Here is a 20,454-nt window from a genome sequence, read left to right on the forward strand (position 1 = left end):
GCCCCGGCCTGCGCCGGGGTGGTGGTTAGCGCCAAGCCCTGGGGCGAAGTGTCCGGGGTGACGAACGCGGGCCACCTGCCTAGAAGGTCCTCCAAACCTAACGATCCCCCGCGAGGCCCCGCCATGTCCGACGAAACGCTCCAATTCTCCGAACGCGAAGCGCTGCTGTTCCATTCGGAAGGCCGGCCGGGGAAGATCGAGATCATCGCATCGAAGCCGATGGCGACGCAGCGCGACCTGGCGCTCGCCTATTCGCCCGGCGTCGCGGTGCCGGTCCAGGCGATCTACGACGACCCCGCGACCGTCTATGACTACACTGCCAAGGGAAACCTCGTCGCGGTGATCTCGAACGGCACCGCGATCCTCGGCATGGGCAATCTCGGCCCGCTCGCGTCGAAGCCGGTGATGGAAGGCAAGGCGGTGCTGTTCAAGCGCTTCGCCGACGTCGACGCGATCGATATCGAGCTGAAGACCGAGGACGTGAACCGCTTCATCGACGCGGTCGAGTTGATGGAGCCAACGTTCGGCGGGATCAATCTCGAGGACATCAAGGCGCCCGAATGCTTTATCATCGAGCAGGCGTTGCGCGAACGCATGAACATCCCCGTCTTCCATGACGACCAGCACGGCACCGCGATCATCACCGCCGCGGGGCTGATCAACGCGTGCCTGCTGACGGGCCGCAAGCTGTCCGAGGTCAAGATCGTCGTCAATGGCGCGGGTGCGGCGGCGATCGCCTGCACCGAGCTCGTCAAGGCGATGGGCGTGCGCGGCGACAACGTCATCCTGTGCGATCGCAAGGGCGTGATCTACCAAGGCCGCGACGGCGTCGACCAGTGGAAGTCCGCGCACGCCGCGATCACCGAGACGCGTACGCTGACCGAGGCCTTGGTCGGCGCCGACGTGTTCCTCGGCCTGTCGGCGGCGGGCTCGCTGACGCCCGAGATGGTCAAGGACATGGCGCCCGCGCCGATCATCTTCGCGATGGCCAACCCCGAGCCGGAGATCCGCCCCGAACTGGCGATGGCGGCGCGGCCCGACGCGATCGTCGCGACGGGGCGTTCGGATTATCCGAACCAGGTCAACAACGTGCTCGGCTTCCCGTTCATCTTCCGCGGTGCGCTCGACGTCCGCGCGACGGGGATCAATGACGCGATGAAGATCGCCGCCGCCAACGCGATCGCCGAACTCGCGCGCGAGCGCGTTCCCGAGGAGGTCGCCGCGGCGTACGGCGTCAGCCACAGCTTCGGCCCGACCTACATCATCCCCGCGCCGTTCGATCCCCGCCTGATGGAGGTCGTCCCCGTCGCGGTCGCCAAGGCGGCGATGGCGTCGGGCGTCGCGACCAAGCCGATCCTCGACATCGAGGCGTATCGTCATTCGCTGCGCGCGCGCCTCAACCCGACCACCTCGGTGCTGTCGATGGCGTATGAGGGCGCGCGCGCGCATCCGAAACGCGTGATCTTCGCCGAGGGCGAGGAGGAAGTCGTGCTGCGCGCGGCGATCGCGTTCAAGGAAGGCGGCTATGGCACGCCCGTGCTGGTCGGCCGCGACGACGTGCCCGAGCGGTTACGCGCGCTGGGCGTCACCGATCCCGAGAGCTTCGAGCTGCACAACAGCCGCGTCTCGCCGCTGGTGCCCAAGATGGTCGACTTCCTCTATGAGCGGCTCCAGCGGCGCGGCTATCTGCGGCGCGATTGCGAGCGGATGGTCAACCAGGACCGCAACATCTTCGGCGCGCTGCTGCTCCAGCTCGGCGAGGGCGATGCGATGATCACCGGCATCACGCGCACCTATGGCGAGACGATGCGCCAGATCCGTCGCGTGATCGATCCGCTCGCGGGCAAGACGCCGTTCGGCATCCACCTGCTCGTTGGCCAGAGCCACACGGTGTTCATCGCCGACACGACGGTCAACGAACGTCCGACCGCCGAGCAGCTCGCCGACTTCGCCGAGCAGACCGCCGCGGTCGCACGCCGGATGGGGCATGAGCCGCGCGTGGCGTTCCTCAGCTATTCGAACTTCGGCAATCCGAAGGGCGAGTGGCTCGACAATATCCGCGATGCGGTGACGGTGCTCGACGGGCGCAAGGTCGGGTTCGAATATGAGGGCGAGATGGCGCCGGACGTCGCGCTCAACCCCAAGCAGCTGGCGAACTATCCGTTCGCACGGCTGTCGGGCCCCGCGAACGTGCTGATCATGCCGGGTCTCCAGTCCGCGCATATCTCGGCGAAGCTGCTGCGCGAGCTGGGTGGGGACTCGGTAATCGGCCCGATGCTGATCGGCATGGAAAAGCCCGTCCAGGTCGCGCCGATGACCTCGACCGCAAGCGAACTGGTGACGCTGGCCGTCCTCGCGGCAGGCGGCATCGCCCGCTAATCTCCCTCGCCCCTACGGGGAGAGGGAAGGGGCCCGCGGCGCTTGCCGTGGGAAGGGAGAGGGGCGTGAGGCTCGCGCCGTATCCGCCAAAGCCCCTCTCCCTTCCGCAGCCAAGCGGCTGCTCCCTCCCTCTCCCCGGAGGGGCGAGGGAATCAGCTCACGCGTCGATGCTGGTGCCGAGCGAAGCGTGGACGAGGCCACCGTCGACCGTGATCGTCTCGCCGATCACATAGTCCCCGGCGCGGCTGGCGAGGTAGATCGCCGCGCCCGCCATGTCCTCGTCGACGCCGACGCGCTTGGCCGGAATCCCCTCCGCCACCGCATCCCCATGGTCCCGCGCCGCCTTGTTCATGTCGCTCGCAAACGCCCCCGGTGCGATCGAGGTGACGTTGATCGAGTCCGTCACCAGCCGCGCCGCCATCCGCTTGGTCAGATAGATCAGCGCCGACTTCGACGCATGATAGCTGTACGTCTCCCACGGGTTGAGCCGCTGGCCGTCGATCGACGTGATGTTGATCACCTTCGCCGGTCGCTCGCGCGATCCCGACGCCTTCAGCGCCGCGTGCAACGCCTGAGTCAGGAAGAAGGGCGACTTGACGTTGAGGTCCATGACCTTGTCCCAGCCGGCTTCCGAGAAATCCTCGAACGGCACGCCCCAGGCCGCGCCCGCATTGTTGACGAGAATGTCGAGCTTGCCCTCATGCTCGGCAAACTGCGCCGCGAGCGCCTTGCACCCGGCGACCGTCGACACGTCCTGCGGCAGCGCGATGCAGTTCGGCCCGAGTTCGGCGGCGGTCTCCTCGCACGCCGCGGCCTTGCGCGATGAGATATAAACCTTGGCGCCTTGCGCGATGAAGCCCGCGGCGATCATCTTGCCGATCCCGCGGCTGCCGCCGGTGATCAGCGCGACGCGGCCGTCGAGCCGGAACAGGGTGGTGGTATCCATGGCGCATCCTCCGAATGTTTGCCCGCTTGGTATCGCCGCGGCGGCGTTCCTGCAAACCCGTTATTCGAAGCCGCCCATATTGACGAGGGTGGGGGCCGTACTATGCTCGCCAAAACAGGAGAGAGCGGGTGCGGTTTTCAGGCAAGCGGGCGGTCGTGACGGGCGGCGCATCGGGGATCGGCCGGGCGACCGCGCTGCGGCTCGCCGACGAGGGCGCGAGCGTGCTGATCGGCGACATCGACGAGGCCGGCGGCCGCGCGCTCGCCGATGAATCCGGTGGCCGCATCGAGTTTCAGCGTACCGACGTGCTCCAGGCGGGCGATATCGAGGCGCTGATGCAGGCCGCGGACGAGGCGGGCGGGCTCGACATCCTGTTCAACAATGCCGGCGCAGGCGGATCGCGCGACCCGATCGGCGAGATCTCGCCCGAGGACTGGGACCGCACGCAGGCGCTCCTCCTCCGCTCGGTCGCGCTGGGCATCCGTTACGCCGCGCCGCTGATGGCGAAGCGCGGCGGCGGCGCGATCGTCAACACCTCGTCGGTCTCCGCGCTCGGCACCGGCTACGCGCCGACCGCTTACTCGACCGCCAAGGCCGGGGTGCTCCACCTGACCAAGCAGGCCGCCGCCGATCTCGCGCGCCACGCGATCCGCGTCAACGCGGTCGTCCCCGGCTTCATCGTCACCAACATCTTCACGCGCATGCTCGATCTCGACGCGGCGAAGACCAGCAAGGCCGACGCGATGATCGCGCACATTGCCGCCGACGCGCAGCCGATCCGTCGCCCCGGGACCGGTGACGACATCGCCGCGGCGGTCGCGTTCCTCGCCAGCGACGATGCGAGCTTCATCACCGGCACGCACATCCTGGTCGACGGCGGCATGACGATCGGCACGCGGCCGAGCTGGGACCCCGCGCAACCGTCGCTGTTCTCGATCCTCGACAGCCTGAAATGACCGCCTCTTTATGACTGCCCCGGCCCAGCGGCTGTCGACCGCGACGATGGCGAGCTATGGCTTCGGCGCGGTGGCGTACGGGGTGAAGGATTCCGGGTTCGGGACGTTCCTGCTGCTGTTCTACAACCAGGTCGTCGGGCTGCCCTCCGCGACGGTCGGCCTCGTCATCATGATGGCGCTGCTGATCGATGCGTTCGTCGATCCCGCGGTCGGGTTCTTCTCCGATCGGACCCGGACCCGGTGGGGGCGGCGGCATCCGTGGATGTACGCGTCGGCGCTGCCGATCATGATCGGCTGGCTGTTGCTGTGGAATCCGCCGGCGATGCTGTCGCAGCCGCAGACGCTCGTCTGGCTGTTCGCGATGGCGGTGCTCGTGCGCAGCGCGGTGAGTTGCTACGAGGTGCCGTCGGTCGCGCTGACCCCCGAGCTTACCTCGGGCTATGACGAGCGGACGCGGATCATGGCGTATCGCTATCTGTTCGGTTGGGTCGGCGGGTTGCTGATGCTGCTGTCGGCGTACCAATATTTCCTCAGCCCCACCGCGGCGTTCCCGAACGGCCTGCTCAACCGCGCGGGCTATGGCGGGTTCGCGCTGGCGGGCGCGATCGCCATCGGCGTCGCGATCCTCGTCTCCGCGCTCGGCACGCACCACGAGATCAGGCATCTCCCCAACCCGCCGATCGCCCGCCAGACTCTGCGCGAGTCCTTCGCCGAACTCCGCCAGACCGTGAAGAACCGCGCGTTTGCAATCCTGATGGCGGCGGGCGTCTGCGCGTACACGATCCAGGGCATCAGCTATGCGATGTCGAACTATCTCTACACCTATGTCTGGGGCTTCAAGGGACCGGTGTTCGTCTACCTGACCCTTGCGCTGTTCTCGGGCGTGTTCCTCGCGTTCCTCGCCGCGCCCCGGCTGGGCAGGGCGGGGAGCAAGCCCCGGGTCGCGCTCGCCGCGGTGCTGCTCGGCGCCGCGCTCAACACTGCGCCCTATTGGTTGCGGATGCTCGGCGTATTCCCCGAGGTCGGCGATCGCGCGCTGCTGCCGATGCTGTTCGCGCTCTTCATCCTCGGCACCGCGTCGAACGTCACCGGGTTCATCCTCGGCGCGTCGATGATGGCCGATGTGGTCGAGGATTCGGAGGCGAAGACCGGGCGACGCTCCGAAGGCGTGTTCTTCGCGGGCTCGTTCTTCGTCCAGAAATGCACGAGCGGGATCGGCATCTTCTTCGCCGGGATGATCCTGGCGGTCGCGGGCTTCCCCGCCAAGGCGACGCCGGGGACGGTGCCGGTCGCGACGATCGACCGGCTGACGCTGATCTATGCCGGGCTGTACGTCGCGCTCGCCTGCGTCTCGGCGTATTTCTTCGCGCGGTTTCCGTTCGGGCGCGTGGAGCATGAGGCACGGCTGGCGCGGCTGGCAACGAAACCGACCTAAGCATTTTCGTCATCCTGACGAAAGTCAGGACCCAGGGTGACGGAGGGCTGTCCCTTACGGCTCTGGATCCTGACTTTCGTCAGGATGACGGGGCCAGCGGCAGGCGTTGCGCGGCCCTCCCTTTCAGCAAGCGGAACTGCACGTTAGGACCGACGCCTGGCCTTCCCGCCCTCGGGGAACGGCGACATCGGAGTTTCCATGCGTATCCCCGCACTAGCCACCGCCCTGACGCTCGTCCTTGCATCCCCCGCCGTCGCGCAGACGATCGCACCGATCCTCACCACCCCCGACGCGCGCGATCCGCACAGCTACGCCCGCCCCGCCGAGGCGCGCGTCACGCACGTCGCGCTCGATCTCGCCGCCGATTTCGAAACGCACGTGATCCGCGGGATCGCGACGCTCGACATCCTGGCCAAACCGGGCGCGAAGCTCGTGCTCGACGACAATGGCCTCAAGATCGTCAATATCACCGACGCCAACGGCAAACCGCTCGCCTACGAAGTCGGCGCGGTCGACAAGATCCACGGCGCGCCGCTGACCGTGACGCTGAACGGCGCCAGGACAATCCGCATCGCCTACGCCTCGTCGCCCGACGCGAAGGCGTTGCAATGGCTCACCCCGGCGCAGACCGCGGGCAAGAAGCAGCCATTCCTGTTCAGCCAGGGCGAGGCCATCCTCAACCGCAGCTGGATCCCGACTCAGGACTCCCCCGGCATCCGCCAGACATGGGAGGCGAAGATCACCGTCCCCAAGCAGCTCACCGCGGTGATGAGCGGGCTCGCGACGGGCAAGCCGACCTGCGTCGCCGATCGCTGCACCTTCCAGTACAAGATGGACAAGCCCGTCGCGCCCTACCTGATCGCGCTCGCGGTCGGCGATATCGCGTTCAAGTCGACCGGCCCGCGCACCGGTATCTGGGCCGAACCCGCCACGCTCCCCAAGGCCGCCTATGAATTCGGCGAACTCGAGAAGTTCGTCGCCGCCGCGGAAGGGCTGTACGGCCCGTATCGCTGGGGCCGCTACGACGTGCTGGTCCTGCCGCCGTCGTTCCCGTTCGGCGGCATGGAGAACCCGACGCTGACCTTCGCCACGCCGACCGCGATCGCGGGCGACCGCAGCCTCGTGTCGCTGATCGCGCACGAACTCGCGCACAGCTGGTCGGGCAATCTCGTGACCAACGCGACCTGGGACGATTTCTGGCTCAACGAGGGCTTCACCAGCTATTTCGAGAACCGGATCATGGAGGCGCTGTACGGCAAGCGCCGCGCCGACATGGAGGCCGACCTCGCCTGGACCGACATGATGGCCGCGGTGAAAGAGGCCGGCGGTCCGGCGGCGAAGGACACGCAGCTCCACCTCGATCTCGACGCGGCGCGCGATCCCGACGACGGCATGACTCAGATCGCCTATGACAAGGGCGCATCGTTCCTCCGCACGATCGAGAAGCAGGTCGGCCGCGCACGCTGGGATGCGTATCTGCGCAGCTATTTCGACCGTCACGCCTTCCAGCCGCAGACCAGCGCGGGCTTCCTCGCCGACCTGAAATCGAAGCTGCTCACCCCCGCCGAGGCCAAGACGATCGGCGTCGACACCTGGGTCTACAGCCCCGGCATCCCGGCAAACGCGGTGCATGTCACGTCCGCTGCGTTCCCCGCAGTCGATGCCGCGGCGAAGGCCTATGCGGCAGGCGGGCCCGTGTCCGGCGTTCCGGGCAAGGCGACCACGCAGGAGATCACGCGCTTCTTGTCGCAGCTCCCCCGCAAACTCCCCGCCGAGCGGCTGAAGGCGCTCGACGAAGCATTCGGCTGGAACAGCACGGGCAATGCCGAGATCCGCTTCGCCTGGCTGCAACTCGCGCTCGCCAATCATTACGCGCCCGCCGACGCCTCGGCCGAGCAGTTCCTGACCTCGCAGGGCCGGCGGAAATTCGTCGCGCCGTTGTTCCAGCAGCTGATGGACTCAGGGGACTGGGGCCATAAGCTCGCGATGGACATCTACGGCAAGGCGCGGCCGGGCTATCATGCGGTCACGCAGGTCACCGTGGACCGCATAACCGGCTGGAAACTCATGAACTGAGCCAGTCTGCCTGACGAATATGGGCGTTGGTCGGTGCGGCAACACGCTTCGTCGGATATGGTTCCCGGTGCGCTTTCAATTAAATCGAACCTCCCGTAGCCAGACTGCGACAAACGGGTTTTGGCCGGGGGGTCTCGATGAATTTCAAGGCGTTAGCAGCGCGTTTTGCGCTGGTGGTATCGTGCGGCCTGATGACGGCCACACCGGCAGCGGCCCAGTTCTGGCAGTGCGTGACGTTCGCCCGCTCGGTTTCGGGCATCGAAATCCGCGGCAATGCAAACACCTGGTGGAGCCAGGCCGAGGGGCGCTACGAGCGTGGCCACACCCCGAAGGCCGGTTCGGTCCTCGCCTTCTCGCCGACCTCGCGGATGCGCGTCGGCCATGTCGCGATGGTCTCGAAGGTCGTCAGCGACCGCGAAGTCCTCCTCACCCACGCCAACTGGTCGCGCCCCGGCGCGGTCGAGACCAACGTCCGCGCGGTCGACGTTTCCGACGCCGGCGACTGGAGCATGGTCAAGGTCTGGTACGGTCCGCAGGGCGGTCTCGGCACCTCGGCCTATCCGACCAAGGGCTTCATCTATTCGGGCCATGCCCCGGCCGGCGGCACGCTCGACGCGCCTGCGCAGCCCTCGTTCCAGATGGCCAGCGCCACGCGCACCGTCACCGCAACGCAGCGCGCCAACGCCGCGCAGCTCGCGACCATCCAGCACGGCCCGACCGACCCCCGCGGCATCTTCACGCTGGTGAACGAGGCGAACTGAGGTTCTGCTGGGCGATGTGGTGCCAGGCTGGTCCGGCACCCGCTACCGCCCCAACGTCTCGCACTGATCCCCCCCGGACAGTTTGACGCCCAAACGCTACCCTAAAGAAGCACCCCCCCGGCGAAGGCCGGGGCCCAATTGGTGAGGTTTCGGTGACGGCGCGCAACGCCGATCAGCGACGTTTCCCAATTGGACCCCGGCCTTCGCCGGGGAGGTGCATTGGTCAATGTGCTGCGACGGCGACGCACATCTCTAAAAGCGCAAAAAGGGCCGATCCGCCCGCCCCCCTTGTTCTCCCGCGAAGGCGGGAGCCCAGTCTGGATCCCCGCCTTCGCGGGGAAACAATCTTCGCTTAACAGCGATAAGCGACGCCCATCGCGGGCGGAAAGCCTTCAAGCAGCCTTGAACGTCAGCGCATCGCCGTTCATGCAATAGCGCTTCCCCGTCGGCTTCGGCCCATCATCGAACACATGCCCCAGATGCCCGCCGCACCGACGGCAATGCACCTCGGTCCGCGCCATCCCCATCGTCGAATCGACCCGAGTCCGCACCGCGTTCGGCATCGGTTGCCAGAAGCTCGGCCAGCCGGTGCCGCTCTCGAACTTGGTCTTCGACGAGAAATTCGGTAGGCCGCATCCGCCGCACGCGAAGATCCCCGCGCGGTGCTCGCCGTTCAGCGGGCTCGAATAGGGCCGCTCGGTACCCTCCTTGCGGAGCGTGTCGTACGCATCCGGCGACAGCTTCTTGCGCCACTGCGCGTCGGTCAGCGTCACCTCGAACCGCTCGGCCGCCTGTGCGGGCTGCGACGTGCATCCCCAGAGCGCAAAGCCGGCGACACCCGCTCCGGCAAGCGTGAGAAAAGCGCGGCGGTCCTGGGTCATATCGGTCTCCATGATTCGGATATAGGTACGCGCGAACCGACCGATAAGGTGACGCCAACGCTCAGTATTTGCTGATTTCCACCGGCAGCGTGCGATAGCCGTGGACGAAGCACGCGTTCACGCGAGCCGGCTCCTCCAGCACGTTCACGCGCATCCGGCGTTTCGCCATCTCCTCCAGCAATATCGCGATCTGCATCTCGGCGAGCCGCGCGCCGACGCAGCGGTGGATGCCGTGCCCGAACGCCAGATGCCGCCGCGCATTGGGCCGATCCACCTGGATCGCATCGGCATCGTCGCCGAACACGCTCTCGTCGCGGTTCGCCGAGATGTACCAGAGGATCAGCTTGTCGCCCGCCTTGATCGCTTGCCCCATCAGCTCGGTATCCGCGGTCGCGGTGCGGCGCATGTGCGCGAGCGGGGTCTGCCAGCGCAGGATCTCGCTCACCGCATTGGGGATCAGCGTCGGATCCGCCTCGAGCTTGGCGCGCGCGTCGGGAAACTTGTCGAGCCCATAGGCGAGCGCAGACATCGAATTGCGAGTCGTGTCGTTGCCGCCGACGATCAGCAGGATGAGGTTCCCGATGAATTCATTGTGATCCATGTGCGACATCGCGTCCGAATGGATCATCATCGAGATCAGATCGGGGGTCGGCTCCTTGTCGATCTTCGCATCCCACAAGGTTTTGAAATACGACCCGCATTCGAACATGTGGACGAGGCGTTGCTGGCGCAGCTCCTCGCTCTTCACCAGCTCGATATCGCCCGCCCAGTCGGACCAGAAGGTGAGCTTCCGGCGGTCGGCCCAGGGGAAATCGAACAGGATCGCCAGCATCTGCGTGGTGAGTTCGATCGCGACCGTGTCGACCCAGTCAAACCGCGTGTTCCAGGGCAGGCTGTCGAGCATCGCCGCGGTGCGGCTGCGGATATCGCCCGACATCCGCGTCATCTCGCTCGGCGTGAAGGCGGGCGCGACGGTCCGGCGCTGGCCGGTATGGACCGGCTGGTCGCGCGCGATGAACATCGGCATCTGGACGTCGCGCTCGGCGACGAAATCGGCGATCGTGATGCCGCCCGCCTCGGACGAATAGAGCTCGGGGAGCGACTCCACCTCGACGATCCCCTTGTAGTTGGAGATCGACCAATAGGGGCCATAGTCGGAGTGCTCGACATACTGGACCGGGGCCTCGGCGCGCAGCCGCGCGAACGGGGCCTGCCACACATCGTCGCGATACAATTCGGCGCGACTCACATCGAGCGGATCGACCGCTACGTCCACGTCCCGCGCCAGAGTCGCCATCGTCACCCTCCTATATTTTGGCACAGGAGAAGCTTTGCTGACACCTATGTCAATAGGGTTGATCCGAAGGCCCAGGATCCTCCCCCCGGCCGGGGAGGATTGAGTCGCCCTACGCGGTCGCCTTGGCCTTGCGCCGCCAGAACGGCCGCGCGCTCCCCGATTGCAGCACGCCGCGCCGGAACAGCCGCGCGCCCACCGTGATGAAGATCGTCACCCACAGCGCCTGCCACGCGAGCGCCGCGACATGCGGCCACAGCTCGGGCGAGTTCGCCGCGCGCCCGGCCATCGCGAACGGCGACGACAGCGGGAACAGCTCGGCAGCGGTCGCGATCCAGCTGCCGGGACGCGAGACCGCGGCCGACGACAGCCCGAACATCGCGACTTGCAGGATCGTGATCGGCAGCGACAGCATCTGGATCTCGCGCATCGTCGAGGCCTGCGCGCCGACGCCGAGGAACACCGAGCCGAGCAGCAGATACGCCATGCTGAAATAGGCGGCGAACAACAGCGCGAACGTCGGTCCGCCGACTGCAGGCGTCAGGTCGCCCAGCGCCGCCGCCGCGCCCGCCGGCATCAGCGTCGTGATCTGGCTGACGACCGTCCCCCAGAACGCGACGAACAGCACCGCGACGCCGAACATCCCGATCAGCTTGCCGAAGAACACCGATTCGAGCGGCACCGCGGCGGCGAGCACCTCGATCACCTTGTTGTTGCGCTCCTCGGCCATCGTGCCGACGACCTGGCCCGACAGGAACAGCGTCAGGAAGAAGATCCCGAACACCGCGAAGAACGCGGACTGGTGCTGGCCCCCGACCGACGTGGTCGAGCGCGTGACCGGCGTCTTGGTCGCGGCAATCGCCGGCAGCGCGCCGCCCAGATTCTGCGCCGCCAGCGTCGTCTGCGCGAGCACGCCCAGATAATCCGCCGAGCGCCGCCCGCGCGGCCCGTACAGGATGTGCGGCGCGTCGAGCGGGCCGTAGAGCACCGCCGACGCATCGACGTCCTTCGTCTCGAACGCGGCGCGCGCCTGCGCGGCCGGATCGGCGGCGGGTGCGACCGTGGTCAGCGCGGGCGGTGCTTCTTCGTCGCGGAACATCGCGCGCAGGCCCGTGTCGGCCTGCACGATCGGGCGCGCGGTCCCGGCGGGGACGATCGCGATGATCCGGGTCTTGTCCTGCGCGCCGCCGCTGACGCTGGCCGCGCCCATCCCGCCGATCGCACCGAACGATCCCATGATCACCGGCGCGAACAGGAACAGCAGGAAGATCGGCGTGAACACCGTGGCGATGAAATCGCGCCGCGCGATCGTGAAGGTCTGGCGGAGAGTCCGGCGAAAACGGCTCATGCAGCCTCCTCCTTGGCGACGTCGCCATGCTGGCCGACGATCCGGACGAACGCCTCGTGCAGGCCGGGCCGCTCGATCGACAGCCCCGAAATCCCATACCCCGCGTCGATCAGCCGGACGAGCAAGCTCTCGATCCCCTCGTCCGGCAGCTCGAACCGCCAGCTGTCCCCGTCCGCCACCGCATCCGTAGGCAGCACGCCGCGGATCGCCGGGTCGGGCCGGTGCGGGGTATAATGGACCCGCTGCGGCAGGATCCCGCGTGCGTCCGCCACCGTCCCCTCGAACCGGCGCTTGCCGCCGGCGATGATCGCCAGCCGGTCGCACAGCCGCTCGGCATGGCTCATGATATGCGTCGAGAACAGGATCGTCGCGCCGCGGTCGCGCTCGGCCAGGATCAGCGCCTCGAGCCGTTCCTGGTTGACCGGATCGAGCCCCGAAAACGGTTCGTCGAGCACGAGCAGATCGGGCCGATGCACGACCGAGCCGAGCAGCTGCACCAGCTGCGCCATGCCCTTCGACAGCTTGCGGATCTTCTCGTCGACCGCATGGCCGAGCCCGGCGGCCTCCATCAGCACCACCGCGCGCTCGCGCCCGGTCTTCCAGTCGAGTCCGCGCAGCGCCCCCAGAAACGCGATCGCCTCGCGCGCCTTCATCGCCGGATACAGCCCGCGTTCCTCGGGCAGATAGCCGACCCGGTCGCTCGCATCCCGCGGATTGTCGTAGCCGAGCAATGTGCGCGATCCGGCGTCGGGCTCGATGATCCCCAGCAGCATCCGCAGCGTCGTCGTCTTGCCCGCGCCGTTGGGCCCGAGCACGCCGTACACCGAGCCGCGCGGCACCATCATGTCGACGCCATCGACCACGCGCCGGTCGCCGAACCGCTTCACGATTCCGCTGGCGGTGACCGCCCATTCATCGTTCACGCGCAATCTTCCTCTCGAGGCTGGCCTCGTGGTAGCGGGCGGACGTGGCGCAAGACAAGCTGGAACACCGACTGAAGGCCAAAGCGGCCGAATTGGGTTTTGCCGCCTGCGGAATCGCGCGCGCGGATGCCGCGCCGCGCGCGGGCGAACGGCTCCACCAATGGCTTGCCGACGGCCGCCACGGTGACATGATCTGGATGGAGGAGCGCAAGCACCACCGCGAAAGCCCCGCCGGCCTCTGGCCCGAGGTGCGTAGCGTCATCGCGCTCGGCATGAGCTATGCGCCCAAGGACGACCCGCTGCGCTTTGCGGACGAGGGCGGGGTAGGGCGCATCTCGGTCTATGCGCAGGGCCCCGACTATCACGACGTCGTGAAGCGCCAGTTGAAGGCGCTCGGGCGCTGGCTGGCGGCGGAAGCGGGACGCGACCTGCCCCCGTTCGATCTGAAGGTGTTCGTCGACACCGCGCCGGTCATGGAAAAGCCGCTCGCCGAAGCCGCCGGGCTTGGCTGGCAGGGCAAGCACACCAACCTCGTCAGCCGCGATCATGGCAGCTGGCTGTTCCTCGGCGCGATCTACACCACGCTCGATCTGGACCCGGACAAGGGCGGCGTCGACACCTGCGGCACCTGCACCGCCTGCCTGGGCGCTTGCCCGACCGACGCATTTCCCGCGCCGTTCCAGCTCGATGCCCGCCGCTGCATATCCTATCTCACGATCGAGCATGCCGGGCCGATCCCGCACGAATTCCGCGCCGCGATCGGCAACCGGATCTATGGCTGCGACGACTGCCTGGCCGTGTGCCCCTGGAACAAGTTCGCCGCCGCCGCCAACGCGAACCTAGCCTTCCACCCTCGCGCCGAACTCGTTGCGCCGGAGCTGGCGGACATCCTCGCGCTCGACGACGCCGGCTTCCGTCAGGTCTTCGCCGGCTCCCCGATCAAACGCATCGGCCGCGACCGCATGATCCGCAACGCGCTGATCGCCGCGGGCAACAGCGGCGACCCACGCCTAGCCCCGCTCGTGCAGGATCTGCTGGCAGACGAAAACCCGGTGGTGCGCGACGCCGCGGACTGGGCGCTGTCCCGTCTCGGCGCGCCGTCCTAACCTTCGCTGCTACGGGATCGCCGGCGGCCGAGGCCTATTTCCCGCCCTCGCGCCGGGTCAGCGCGGCGACGCAGCTTGCGCGATCGATCGTGCTGCCGTCGAGTTCGCGCGCGTCGAGATAGGTGACGCGGGGGGCGTCGGATCCCTTGGGATAGAGATACGCGTCGAGCACGCAGATCCCGCTCTGGAACTGGAGTTTGCGCGCGCTGCCTTCGCGGACGTCGGCATCGGGCTGGCCGAACAGCCGGGTCAGCCCCGCGGCGTCCTGGCCCAGCACGCGCTCCAGCCCGACGCTCGTATAGGGGATAGCGGGCCGTCCGACCGCGGGCTTGGCCACCGGTGCGGCGCACCCCGCCAGCCCGGCGCCGAGTGCGAGCGCCAGTCCCGTCATCGTCAATCGCGTCATGCTCGGCCTTTGCGGAAATTTCGGGTGTGGAAATAATGCGTCGCCATCGCCGCGCCCAGAACCGGGGCGGCGATGTTGAGGATCGGAACCACGAACAGCCCGGTGTTCGCAAGCCCCAGCACGAACCGCCCGCCCTTCGTCGTCGCACGCCAGCCCCGCATTGCCGCCGCATCCATGTGCCGCGCCGCCACCATGTCCCCCAGATCGCGCCCGAGCAGCCAGCCATTGACGAGGAAGAACGCCGCGGCGGTGCCGACCCCGGTGACGAGCAACGCGATATAGACGGGCAACATCAGCAGGTTGACCAGCACGACGCGCGCCGCCGAGCGCAATCCCATCGCAAGGCTGCGCGCGAAGGCGACGGGGCGCGCGGTCCGCAACGCCTCGGGATAATGCCGCGCCTCGACCGCTTCGACGACCTCGTCCGCAAAGATCCCGACGACCGCGATCGCGACCGCGCGAAACAACAGCCACAGCGCGAGGATCGTGACGAACAGCGCAAACGCCGCGGCGAGCCCGTCGGTGTGCCAGCCAAGCCACGCCGCCAACGCCGCCTGCGTTCCCCACCATGTCGCAATTCCGAGCAACGCGAAGACGAGCAGCGTGACGAGCATCGACTTCACGAACACGCGCAGGACCGGCGGATCGGTGAGCTGGCCGAGCGAGAGGAGGAGGGCGCGGATCATGATGCGGGGATGGCGCGAGGGGCGCGCGACGTCAACGCGAGGCTGCCGTCATGCGGCTCCGGGCGTCCGACCCTACAGTTCCCCCGCGGACGCGGGGGCCCAGCTAAACCACGCACACCGCCCGAGACCCTGGCCCCCCGCGTTCGCGAGGGAACAGAAGAGAAAGCAGGATGCTGCTGCATCGTCACCACCTGCCTGCGAAGCTCACGAAATTACGGAAATCCCCTCAGGGCCACCACCCCGGCGAAGGCCGGGGCCCAATTGGAAAGGTCGTCGTGACGGAGCGATGCCCGTCGCCATGATCGTTCCCCAATTGGGCCCCGGCCTTCGCCGGGGTGGTGCAGATCCGATTGCGTGGCATCGCGTGTCGGCGGAGGGCACTGCCCCCATCCCTCCACACCAGTTGCACCAATCCCCCCCGCCATTTACGGCATAGGCTTTCCCATACCGCCCGGAGACTCCCCTTGAGCACCCCCACCTACGACGTGGTCGCGATCGGCAATGCCATCGTCGACATCCTTGCCACCGCCGACGATGCGTTCATCGCCGAGATCGGCGTCGCCAAGGGCTCGATGCAGCTGATGTTCTCGTCGGAGGAAGCCGACGCGCTCTACGCCAAGATGGGCCCCGGCATGGAGATTTCGGGCGGCTCGGCGGCCAACACGGTCGCCGGCGTCGCCGCGCTCGGCGGCAAGTGCGGGTTCATCGGCCAGGTCGCCGACGACCAGCTCGGCCAGGTCTTCGCGCATGACGTCCGCAGCATCGGCATCGAGTTCGCCACCCCGGTCCGCGCGGGCGACCCGACCACCGGCCGCTGCCTCATCTTCGTGACGCCCGATGGCCAGCGGACGATGAACACCTTTCTCGGTGCAGGCCAGTTCCTCCCCGCCGCGGCGATCGACACGGCGATGATCGCCGACAGCGCGATCCTGTATCTCGAGGGCTATCTCTGGGATCCCGAAGAGCCGCGCGCCGCGATGCGCGCCGCGATCGATTGCGCCCGCGGGGCAGGCCGCAAGGTCGCCTTCACGCTCAGCGACGTGTTCTGCATCTCGCGCCACGGCGGCGATTTCCGCCAGCTGCTCAGCGACGGGCTGATCGACATCCTGTTCGCCAACGAGAGCGAACTGGCAGCACTCGCCGAGACCGAGGATTTCGACGCCGCGGTCGCCAAGATCTCGGCACAGGTGCCGACGCTGGTCGTCACGCGCGGCGAGCATGGCGCCTGCGCGCTCCAGAACGGCACGCGCGCCGAGGTCAAGGCCGAGCCGATCGCCAAGGTCGTCGACACGACCGGCGCGGGCGACCTGTTCGCCGCGGGCTTCCTCCACGGCCAGGCGCAGGGCTACGACCTGAACGCCTCGCTGAAGCTGGGTGCGGTCTGCGCAGCCGAGATCATCAGCCATGTCGGCGCGCGCCCGATGGTCGACATGAAGGCGCTCGCCGCCAAGTATATCGGCTGAGCCCAAGGCCCCCTCAATCCTCCCCTTGGCGGGGGAAGATCAGGGAGGGGGACCGCCGCCGTTACGGTGCGCAGGCCCGGACACAAAAAAAGGGCCGCGGGAGTTTCCTCCCGCGGCCCTTTTTGCGTCCTAGATCACCCAGGATCAGTGGTGGGTCGGTCCGACATATTCGCCCATTTCGGGGCCCGCTTCGTCGTCCAGCCCGTGATAGAGCCGGCTGTTGCGCATCCCGTACGCGAAATACATCGCGATCGCGGCGAGCGTGTACCAGAAGAAGAAAACCAGCACGCGCCACTCGACCGTCAGGATCAGCGCGCCGCACGCGACGATGCCGAGCGCCGGCAGCACCGGATAGAGCGGCACCTTGAAGCCGCGCGGAATCTCCGGATGCGTGCGCCGCAGCCAGATTACCGACAGGCAGACGATCGCGAACGCGGCGAGCGTACCGACCGAGGTCATGTCGCCGAGCACGTTGATGTCGAAGAACCCGGCCGCGAACGCGGTGATGATCCCCACGGCCAGCGTGTTGACCCACGGCGTCTTGAACTTCTTGTGGACGGTCGCGAACACGCGCGGCAGCAGGCCGTCGCGCGCCATGGTGTAGAAGATACGCGTCTGGCCGTACATCAGCACCAGCACGACCGAGGTCAGGCCGATGATCGCGCCCGCCTTGATGATCTGCGCGAACCACGCCCATTGCGGGCCCAGCGCGTCGACCGCGACCGCGACCGGATCGGGAACGTTCAGTTCCTTGTAGTTCACGATCAGCGTCATCACGATCGAGACGAGGATATACAGGATCGTGCAGACGACGAGGCTGCCGATGATGCCAACCGGCATGTCCTTCTTCGGGTCCTTGGCCTCCTGGCCCGCGGTCGAGACCGCCTCGAAACCGATATAGGCGAAGAACACGATCGAGGCCGCGCGGAACACGCCGCCCCAGCCGAATTCGCCCTTGTCGCCGGTCGAGGGCGGGATGAACGGGTCCCAGTTCTGCTTCAGCGTGTCGTAATGCTGGATCACGAACCAGCCGCAGATCAGGATGAACGCGATGATCACGGTCATCTTGATCGCGACGATCACGTTGTTGACCTTCGCGCTCTCCGACACGCCGACCACCAGCAGGCACGACAGCGCGATGCAGATCAGGAAGGCGGGCAGGTTGAACAGATATTCGACCGGTGCGCCGTTGACGAGGATGTCGACGCCGGCCTTCTGGACGTGATGGCCGGTCGGGCCGGTCAGCTCGACCGGGATGACGACGCCGTAATCGCCCAGCAGGCTGACGACATAGCCCGCCCAGCCGACCGCGACGACCGAGGCTGCCAGCCCGTATTCGAGCAGCAGCAGCGCGCCCATGATCCATGCGGCGAACTCGCCGATGGTCGTGTAGCTATAGGTATAGGCCGATCCGGAGACGGGCAGCGTCGACGACAGCTCGGCATAGCAAAGCCCGGCGAGCGCGCAGACGATGCCTGCGACGAGGAACGAGAGGAGCACCGCGGGGCCGGCATGCAGCGCGGCGGCATTGCCGGTCCGCACGAAGATGCCCGCGCCGATGATGCAGCCGATGCCGAGGAACACCAGGTTCCAGGCACCGAGCGTGCGCTTGAGTTCGCTGGTCTGCGTCTCGCGCTGTACCTGCTCCACCGTCTTGCGGAGCGTCATACGCGACAGCAGACCCATTGCGGGTCGAGTGGCCATCAATTCTCCCTTGGCCGCCCCCCGGCGGCGCGGTCGTTCAATAAAGCGGCGAGCCTAATGGCAATTTTATTACGTGCAACGCTTTAGTGCGGCCAAGCTGGCCTATCGCGCGAGCATCGGCCCGAGCGGGCGTCCGGCAAAGACATGAACATGCAGATGCGGCACTTCCTGGTGACCGTCCTGGCCGATGTTCGCGAGCAGCCGATAGCCCGGCTCGACCAGCCCCGCGGAACGCGCGACCGCACCCACCGCCCGGATGAAACCGGCGATCTCGGCGTCCGGCGCGCGCGCGGAAAAATCGTCCCACGAGACGTAGGCGCCCTTGGGGATCACGAGCAGGTGCGTGGGCGCCTGCGGGTTGATGTCGTGGAACGCGATCGCGAAGTCGTCTTCGTAGACGCGCTTGGACGGGATCTCGCCGCGCAGGATCTTGGCGAAGATGTTCTGGTCGTCGTAAGGTTGGGTGGCGTCGATCGGCATAAATCCCCCTTCCGCTTGCGGGAGGGGTTAGGGGAGGGGCTTGCCGTCCCGATCCCGGCGGAGCGTGATCGTCATGCCCTCCCCCGACCCCTCCCGCAAGCGGAAGGGGAGCAGGTCATCCCGCCCGAGCAGCCTTTTCGACCAGCCCGCCGACGCCCTCGCGCCGCTCCAGCTCCGCGCGCACGTCGTCCAGGCTCAACCCCGCATCCGCGAGCAGCACCGCCAAGTGGAACATCAGGTCCGCCGCCTCGGGCACGATGCTCGCCTCGTCGCCCGAGCACGCGGCGATCACCGTCTCGACGGCTTCCTCGCCGAGCTTCTGCGCGATCTTGGGGCGGCCCTTGGCGAACAGGCTCGCGGTGTAGCTGGTGTCGGCGGGCGCATCGCGACGTGCGCGGATGGTCGCCTCGAGGCGGTCGAATACGGGGTCCATGCGCGGCGTGCTGACGCAGCGCGGCAGGCGGGTCAATCCTTCTTGAGCGTGCCCCCGGGCGGCCTGGTCTTCGCGAACCGCTTGCGCAACGCGCGCCGGACCAGCCAGACCCCGGTCGCCGCGAACACGAACAACGCGACGTCCGACAGCGCCAGCCCGGTGGGGGGATGCGCGACGCCGCTATGCCCGGACTCGACCGCAAGGACGGTGAGCACCGGCACGCGCGTCAGGCCGTACGAACCGGCGTGCGAACCGGGATCCCCGCCGCCGCCAGCGCCGCATGCGCGTCCCCGATCGACGCCTGGCCGAAGTGGAAGATCGATGCCGCCAGCACCGCGCTCGCATGCCCGTCACGAATCCCCGCGACCAGATCGTCGAGCCCGCCCACGCCGCCGCTAGCGACCACGGGCACGCCGACCCGGTCCGAAATCGCCCGGATCAGGTCGAGGTCGTAACCGCTCCGAGTCCCGTCGCGGTCCATCGAGGTGACGAGCAGCTCGCCAGCCCCCAGTTCCGCGAGTTTCAAGGCATGCACAATCGCGTCGATCCCGGTCGCCCGCCTGCCGCCATGCGTAAACACCTCCCAGCCTTCGCCCGACCGCCGCGCGTCTACGCTCGCGACGCAGCACTGGCTGCCGAAGCGCTCGGCGATGTCGGCGACGAGTTCGGGCCGCTCGACCGCAGCGGAATTGACCGCGACCTTGTCCGCGCCCGCGAGCAACAGCGCGCGCGCGTCGTCCGCGGTGCGCACGCCGCCGCCGACCGTCAGCGGCATGAAACACACCGCCGCCGTCCGCCGCACGACGTCGAGGATCGTGCCGCGGCCCTCGTGGCTCGCGCCGATATCGAGGAAGCACAATTCGTCCGCCCCGGCCGCGTCATAGGCGCGCGCCTGCTCGACCGGATCGCCGGCGTCGCGCAGCTCGACGAAGTTCACGCCCTTCACGACGCGGCCGTCGGCGACGTCGAGGCAGGGGATGACTCTGGCGCGGACCGTCATGCGCCTGCCCGAAGAAAATGGTCACGCGGAGACGCGGAGACGCGGAGACGCGGCGGAGCCGCTAAGAAGGCTTTTTCGCGCAGAGGCGCAGAGACCGCAGAGAAGAGGGGGAGCAGCGAAGCCTGCAGGATACCGACGCCGGTAGCAAAAAGATGAATGCTGCCGCGCACTACCTCC

At 67.6% G+C, this 20,454-nt stretch carries 19 protein-coding genes; 7 read left to right on the plus strand and 12 right to left on the minus strand.

What is annotated here, in order from left to right; genetic code table 11:
* Positions 1–123: 123 nt before the first annotated feature.
* Entirely contained in the window at positions 124–2,379 is a 2,256-nt protein-coding gene (locus ASE79_RS11210) for an NADP-dependent malic enzyme (protein ID WP_056416266.1), read from the plus strand.
* Positions 2,380–2,536: 157 nt separating this feature from the next.
* On the opposite strand, the gene ASE79_RS11215 is transcribed toward ASE79_RS11210, so the two are convergent.
* Positions 2,537–3,325 (minus strand): SDR family oxidoreductase, encoded by a 789-nt coding sequence (locus tag ASE79_RS11215; RefSeq protein ID WP_056416269.1) that lies wholly within the window; start codon positions 3,323–3,325, stop codon positions 2,537–2,539.
* A gap of 128 nt (positions 3,326–3,453) precedes the next feature.
* On the opposite strand from ASE79_RS11215, the gene ASE79_RS11220 reads away from it, so the two are divergent.
* The 4 genes from ASE79_RS11220 (at position 3,454) to ASE79_RS11235 (ending at position 8,553) form a co-directional block, all read left to right on the plus strand.
* On the plus strand, positions 3,454–4,281 hold the full coding sequence (locus ASE79_RS11220; RefSeq protein ID WP_056416272.1) for an SDR family NAD(P)-dependent oxidoreductase: 828 nt from the start codon (positions 3,454–3,456) through the stop codon (positions 4,279–4,281).
* A gap of 10 nt (positions 4,282–4,291) precedes the next feature.
* Positions 4,292–5,716 (plus strand): MFS transporter, encoded by a 1,425-nt coding sequence (locus ASE79_RS11225; protein ID WP_235516887.1) that lies wholly within the window; start codon positions 4,292–4,294, stop codon positions 5,714–5,716.
* A gap of 198 nt (positions 5,717–5,914) precedes the next feature.
* Complete coding sequence (locus tag ASE79_RS11230; protein WP_056416275.1) at positions 5,915–7,792, plus strand: M1 family metallopeptidase; 1,878 nt, start codon at positions 5,915–5,917, stop codon at positions 7,790–7,792.
* Positions 7,793–7,929: 137 nt separating this feature from the next.
* Positions 7,930–8,553, plus strand: coding sequence for a CHAP domain-containing protein (locus tag ASE79_RS11235; RefSeq protein ID WP_082445258.1), 624 nt, complete (start codon positions 7,930–7,932; stop codon positions 8,551–8,553).
* Positions 8,554–8,945: 392 nt separating this feature from the next.
* Here the strand turns inward: ASE79_RS11235 and msrB are convergent, their stop codons facing one another.
* The 4 genes from msrB to ASE79_RS11255 form a co-directional block, all read right to left on the minus strand.
* The gene (gene msrB / locus ASE79_RS11240) at positions 8,946–9,434 is read right to left on the minus strand and encodes a peptide-methionine (R)-S-oxide reductase MsrB (protein WP_056417224.1); all 489 of its coding nucleotides are present in this window, start codon (positions 9,432–9,434) and stop codon (positions 8,946–8,948) included.
* Between the two features lie 61 nt (positions 9,435–9,495).
* Entirely contained in the window at positions 9,496–10,731 is a 1,236-nt protein-coding gene (locus tag ASE79_RS11245) for a cytochrome P450 (protein ID WP_056416278.1), read from the minus strand.
* A 109-nt stretch (positions 10,732–10,840) separates the two neighbouring features.
* Entirely contained in the window at positions 10,841–12,076 is a 1,236-nt protein-coding gene (locus tag ASE79_RS11250) for an ABC transporter permease (RefSeq protein ID WP_056416280.1), read from the minus strand.
* Positions 12,073–12,999, minus strand: coding sequence for an ABC transporter ATP-binding protein (locus ASE79_RS11255; RefSeq protein WP_156359664.1), 927 nt, complete (start codon positions 12,997–12,999; stop codon positions 12,073–12,075). Before ASE79_RS11255 ends, ASE79_RS11250 begins: the two co-directional genes overlap by 4 nt.
* 44 nt (positions 13,000–13,043) lie before the next feature.
* Between ASE79_RS11255 and queG the strand changes: the two genes are divergently transcribed.
* Positions 13,044–14,105: a tRNA epoxyqueuosine(34) reductase QueG gene (gene queG / locus ASE79_RS11260; RefSeq protein WP_056416286.1), complete on the plus strand. Its 1,062-nt coding sequence runs from the start codon at positions 13,044–13,046 to the stop codon at positions 14,103–14,105.
* 34 nt (positions 14,106–14,139) lie between these two features.
* Here the strand turns inward: queG and ASE79_RS11265 are convergent, their stop codons facing one another.
* Positions 14,140–14,511 (minus strand): hypothetical protein, encoded by a 372-nt coding sequence (locus tag ASE79_RS11265; protein WP_056416289.1) that lies wholly within the window; start codon positions 14,509–14,511, stop codon positions 14,140–14,142.
* Entirely contained in the window at positions 14,508–15,197 is a 690-nt protein-coding gene (locus ASE79_RS11270) for an EI24 domain-containing protein (protein WP_056416292.1), read from the minus strand. Before ASE79_RS11270 ends, ASE79_RS11265 begins: the two co-directional genes overlap by 4 nt.
* Positions 15,198–15,661: 464 nt before the next feature.
* Between ASE79_RS11270 and ASE79_RS11275 the strand changes: the two genes are divergently transcribed.
* Positions 15,662–16,660 (plus strand): adenosine kinase, encoded by a 999-nt coding sequence (locus ASE79_RS11275; protein ID WP_056416296.1) that lies wholly within the window; start codon positions 15,662–15,664, stop codon positions 16,658–16,660.
* A gap of 144 nt (positions 16,661–16,804) precedes the next feature.
* On the opposite strand, the gene ASE79_RS11280 is transcribed toward ASE79_RS11275, so the two are convergent.
* The 5 genes from ASE79_RS11280 to hisF form a co-directional block, all read right to left on the minus strand.
* Complete coding sequence (locus ASE79_RS11280) at positions 16,805–18,364, minus strand: amino acid permease (RefSeq protein WP_056416299.1); 1,560 nt, start codon at positions 18,362–18,364, stop codon at positions 16,805–16,807.
* A 102-nt stretch (positions 18,365–18,466) separates the two neighbouring features.
* Positions 18,467–18,844 (minus strand): histidine triad nucleotide-binding protein, encoded by a 378-nt coding sequence (locus ASE79_RS11285; protein ID WP_056416301.1) that lies wholly within the window; start codon positions 18,842–18,844, stop codon positions 18,467–18,469.
* A gap of 115 nt (positions 18,845–18,959) precedes the next feature.
* Positions 18,960–19,277: a phosphoribosyl-ATP diphosphatase gene (locus tag ASE79_RS11290; protein ID WP_056416303.1), complete on the minus strand. Its 318-nt coding sequence runs from the start codon at positions 19,275–19,277 to the stop codon at positions 18,960–18,962.
* 32 nt (positions 19,278–19,309) lie between these two features.
* Entirely contained in the window at positions 19,310–19,492 is a 183-nt protein-coding gene (locus tag ASE79_RS11295) for a hypothetical protein (RefSeq protein ID WP_234422771.1), read from the minus strand.
* Positions 19,493–19,503: 11 nt separating this feature from the next.
* Positions 19,504–20,277, minus strand: coding sequence for an imidazole glycerol phosphate synthase subunit HisF (gene hisF / locus ASE79_RS11300; RefSeq protein ID WP_056416309.1), 774 nt, complete (start codon positions 20,275–20,277; stop codon positions 19,504–19,506).
* Positions 20,278–20,454: the final 177 nt, after the last annotated feature.

The organism is Sphingomonas sp. Leaf28 (assembly GCF_001421685.1).
Classification (GTDB): domain Bacteria; phylum Pseudomonadota; class Alphaproteobacteria; order Sphingomonadales; family Sphingomonadaceae; genus Sphingomonas; species Sphingomonas aurantiaca.

Excerpts from the sequence above, each read along its gene's own strand:
- ASE79_RS11210 (WP_056416266.1), top strand. The coding sequence starts at position 124 with ATGTCCGACGAAACGCTCCAATTCTCCGAACGCGAAGCGCTGCTGTTC.
- ASE79_RS11215 (WP_056416269.1), bottom strand. The coding sequence starts at position 3,325 with ATGGATACCACCACCCTGTTCCGGCTCGACGGCCGCGTCGCGCTGATC.
- ASE79_RS11225 (WP_235516887.1), top strand. The coding sequence starts at position 4,292 with ATGACTGCCCCGGCCCAGCGGCTGTCGACCGCGACGATGGCGAGCTAT.
- ASE79_RS11230 (WP_056416275.1), top strand. The coding sequence starts at position 5,915 with ATGCGTATCCCCGCACTAGCCACCGCCCTGACGCTCGTCCTTGCATCC.
- ASE79_RS11235 (WP_082445258.1), top strand. The coding sequence starts at position 7,930 with ATGAATTTCAAGGCGTTAGCAGCGCGTTTTGCGCTGGTGGTATCGTGC.
- msrB (WP_056417224.1), bottom strand. The coding sequence starts at position 9,434 with ATGACCCAGGACCGCCGCGCTTTTCTCACGCTTGCCGGAGCGGGTGTC.
- ASE79_RS11245 (WP_056416278.1), bottom strand. The coding sequence starts at position 10,731 with ATGGCGACTCTGGCGCGGGACGTGGACGTAGCGGTCGATCCGCTCGAT.
- ASE79_RS11250 (WP_056416280.1), bottom strand. The coding sequence starts at position 12,076 with ATGAGCCGTTTTCGCCGGACTCTCCGCCAGACCTTCACGATCGCGCGG.
- ASE79_RS11265 (WP_056416289.1), bottom strand. The coding sequence starts at position 14,511 with ATGACGCGATTGACGATGACGGGACTGGCGCTCGCACTCGGCGCCGGG.
- ASE79_RS11270 (WP_056416292.1), bottom strand. The coding sequence starts at position 15,197 with ATGATCCGCGCCCTCCTCCTCTCGCTCGGCCAGCTCACCGATCCGCCG.
- ASE79_RS11280 (WP_056416299.1), bottom strand. The coding sequence starts at position 18,364 with ATGGCCACTCGACCCGCAATGGGTCTGCTGTCGCGTATGACGCTCCGC.
- ASE79_RS11285 (WP_056416301.1), bottom strand. The coding sequence starts at position 18,844 with ATGCCGATCGACGCCACCCAACCTTACGACGACCAGAACATCTTCGCC.
- ASE79_RS11290 (WP_056416303.1), bottom strand. The coding sequence starts at position 19,277 with ATGGACCCCGTATTCGACCGCCTCGAGGCGACCATCCGCGCACGTCGC.
- hisF (WP_056416309.1), bottom strand. The coding sequence starts at position 20,277 with ATGACGGTCCGCGCCAGAGTCATCCCCTGCCTCGACGTCGCCGACGGC.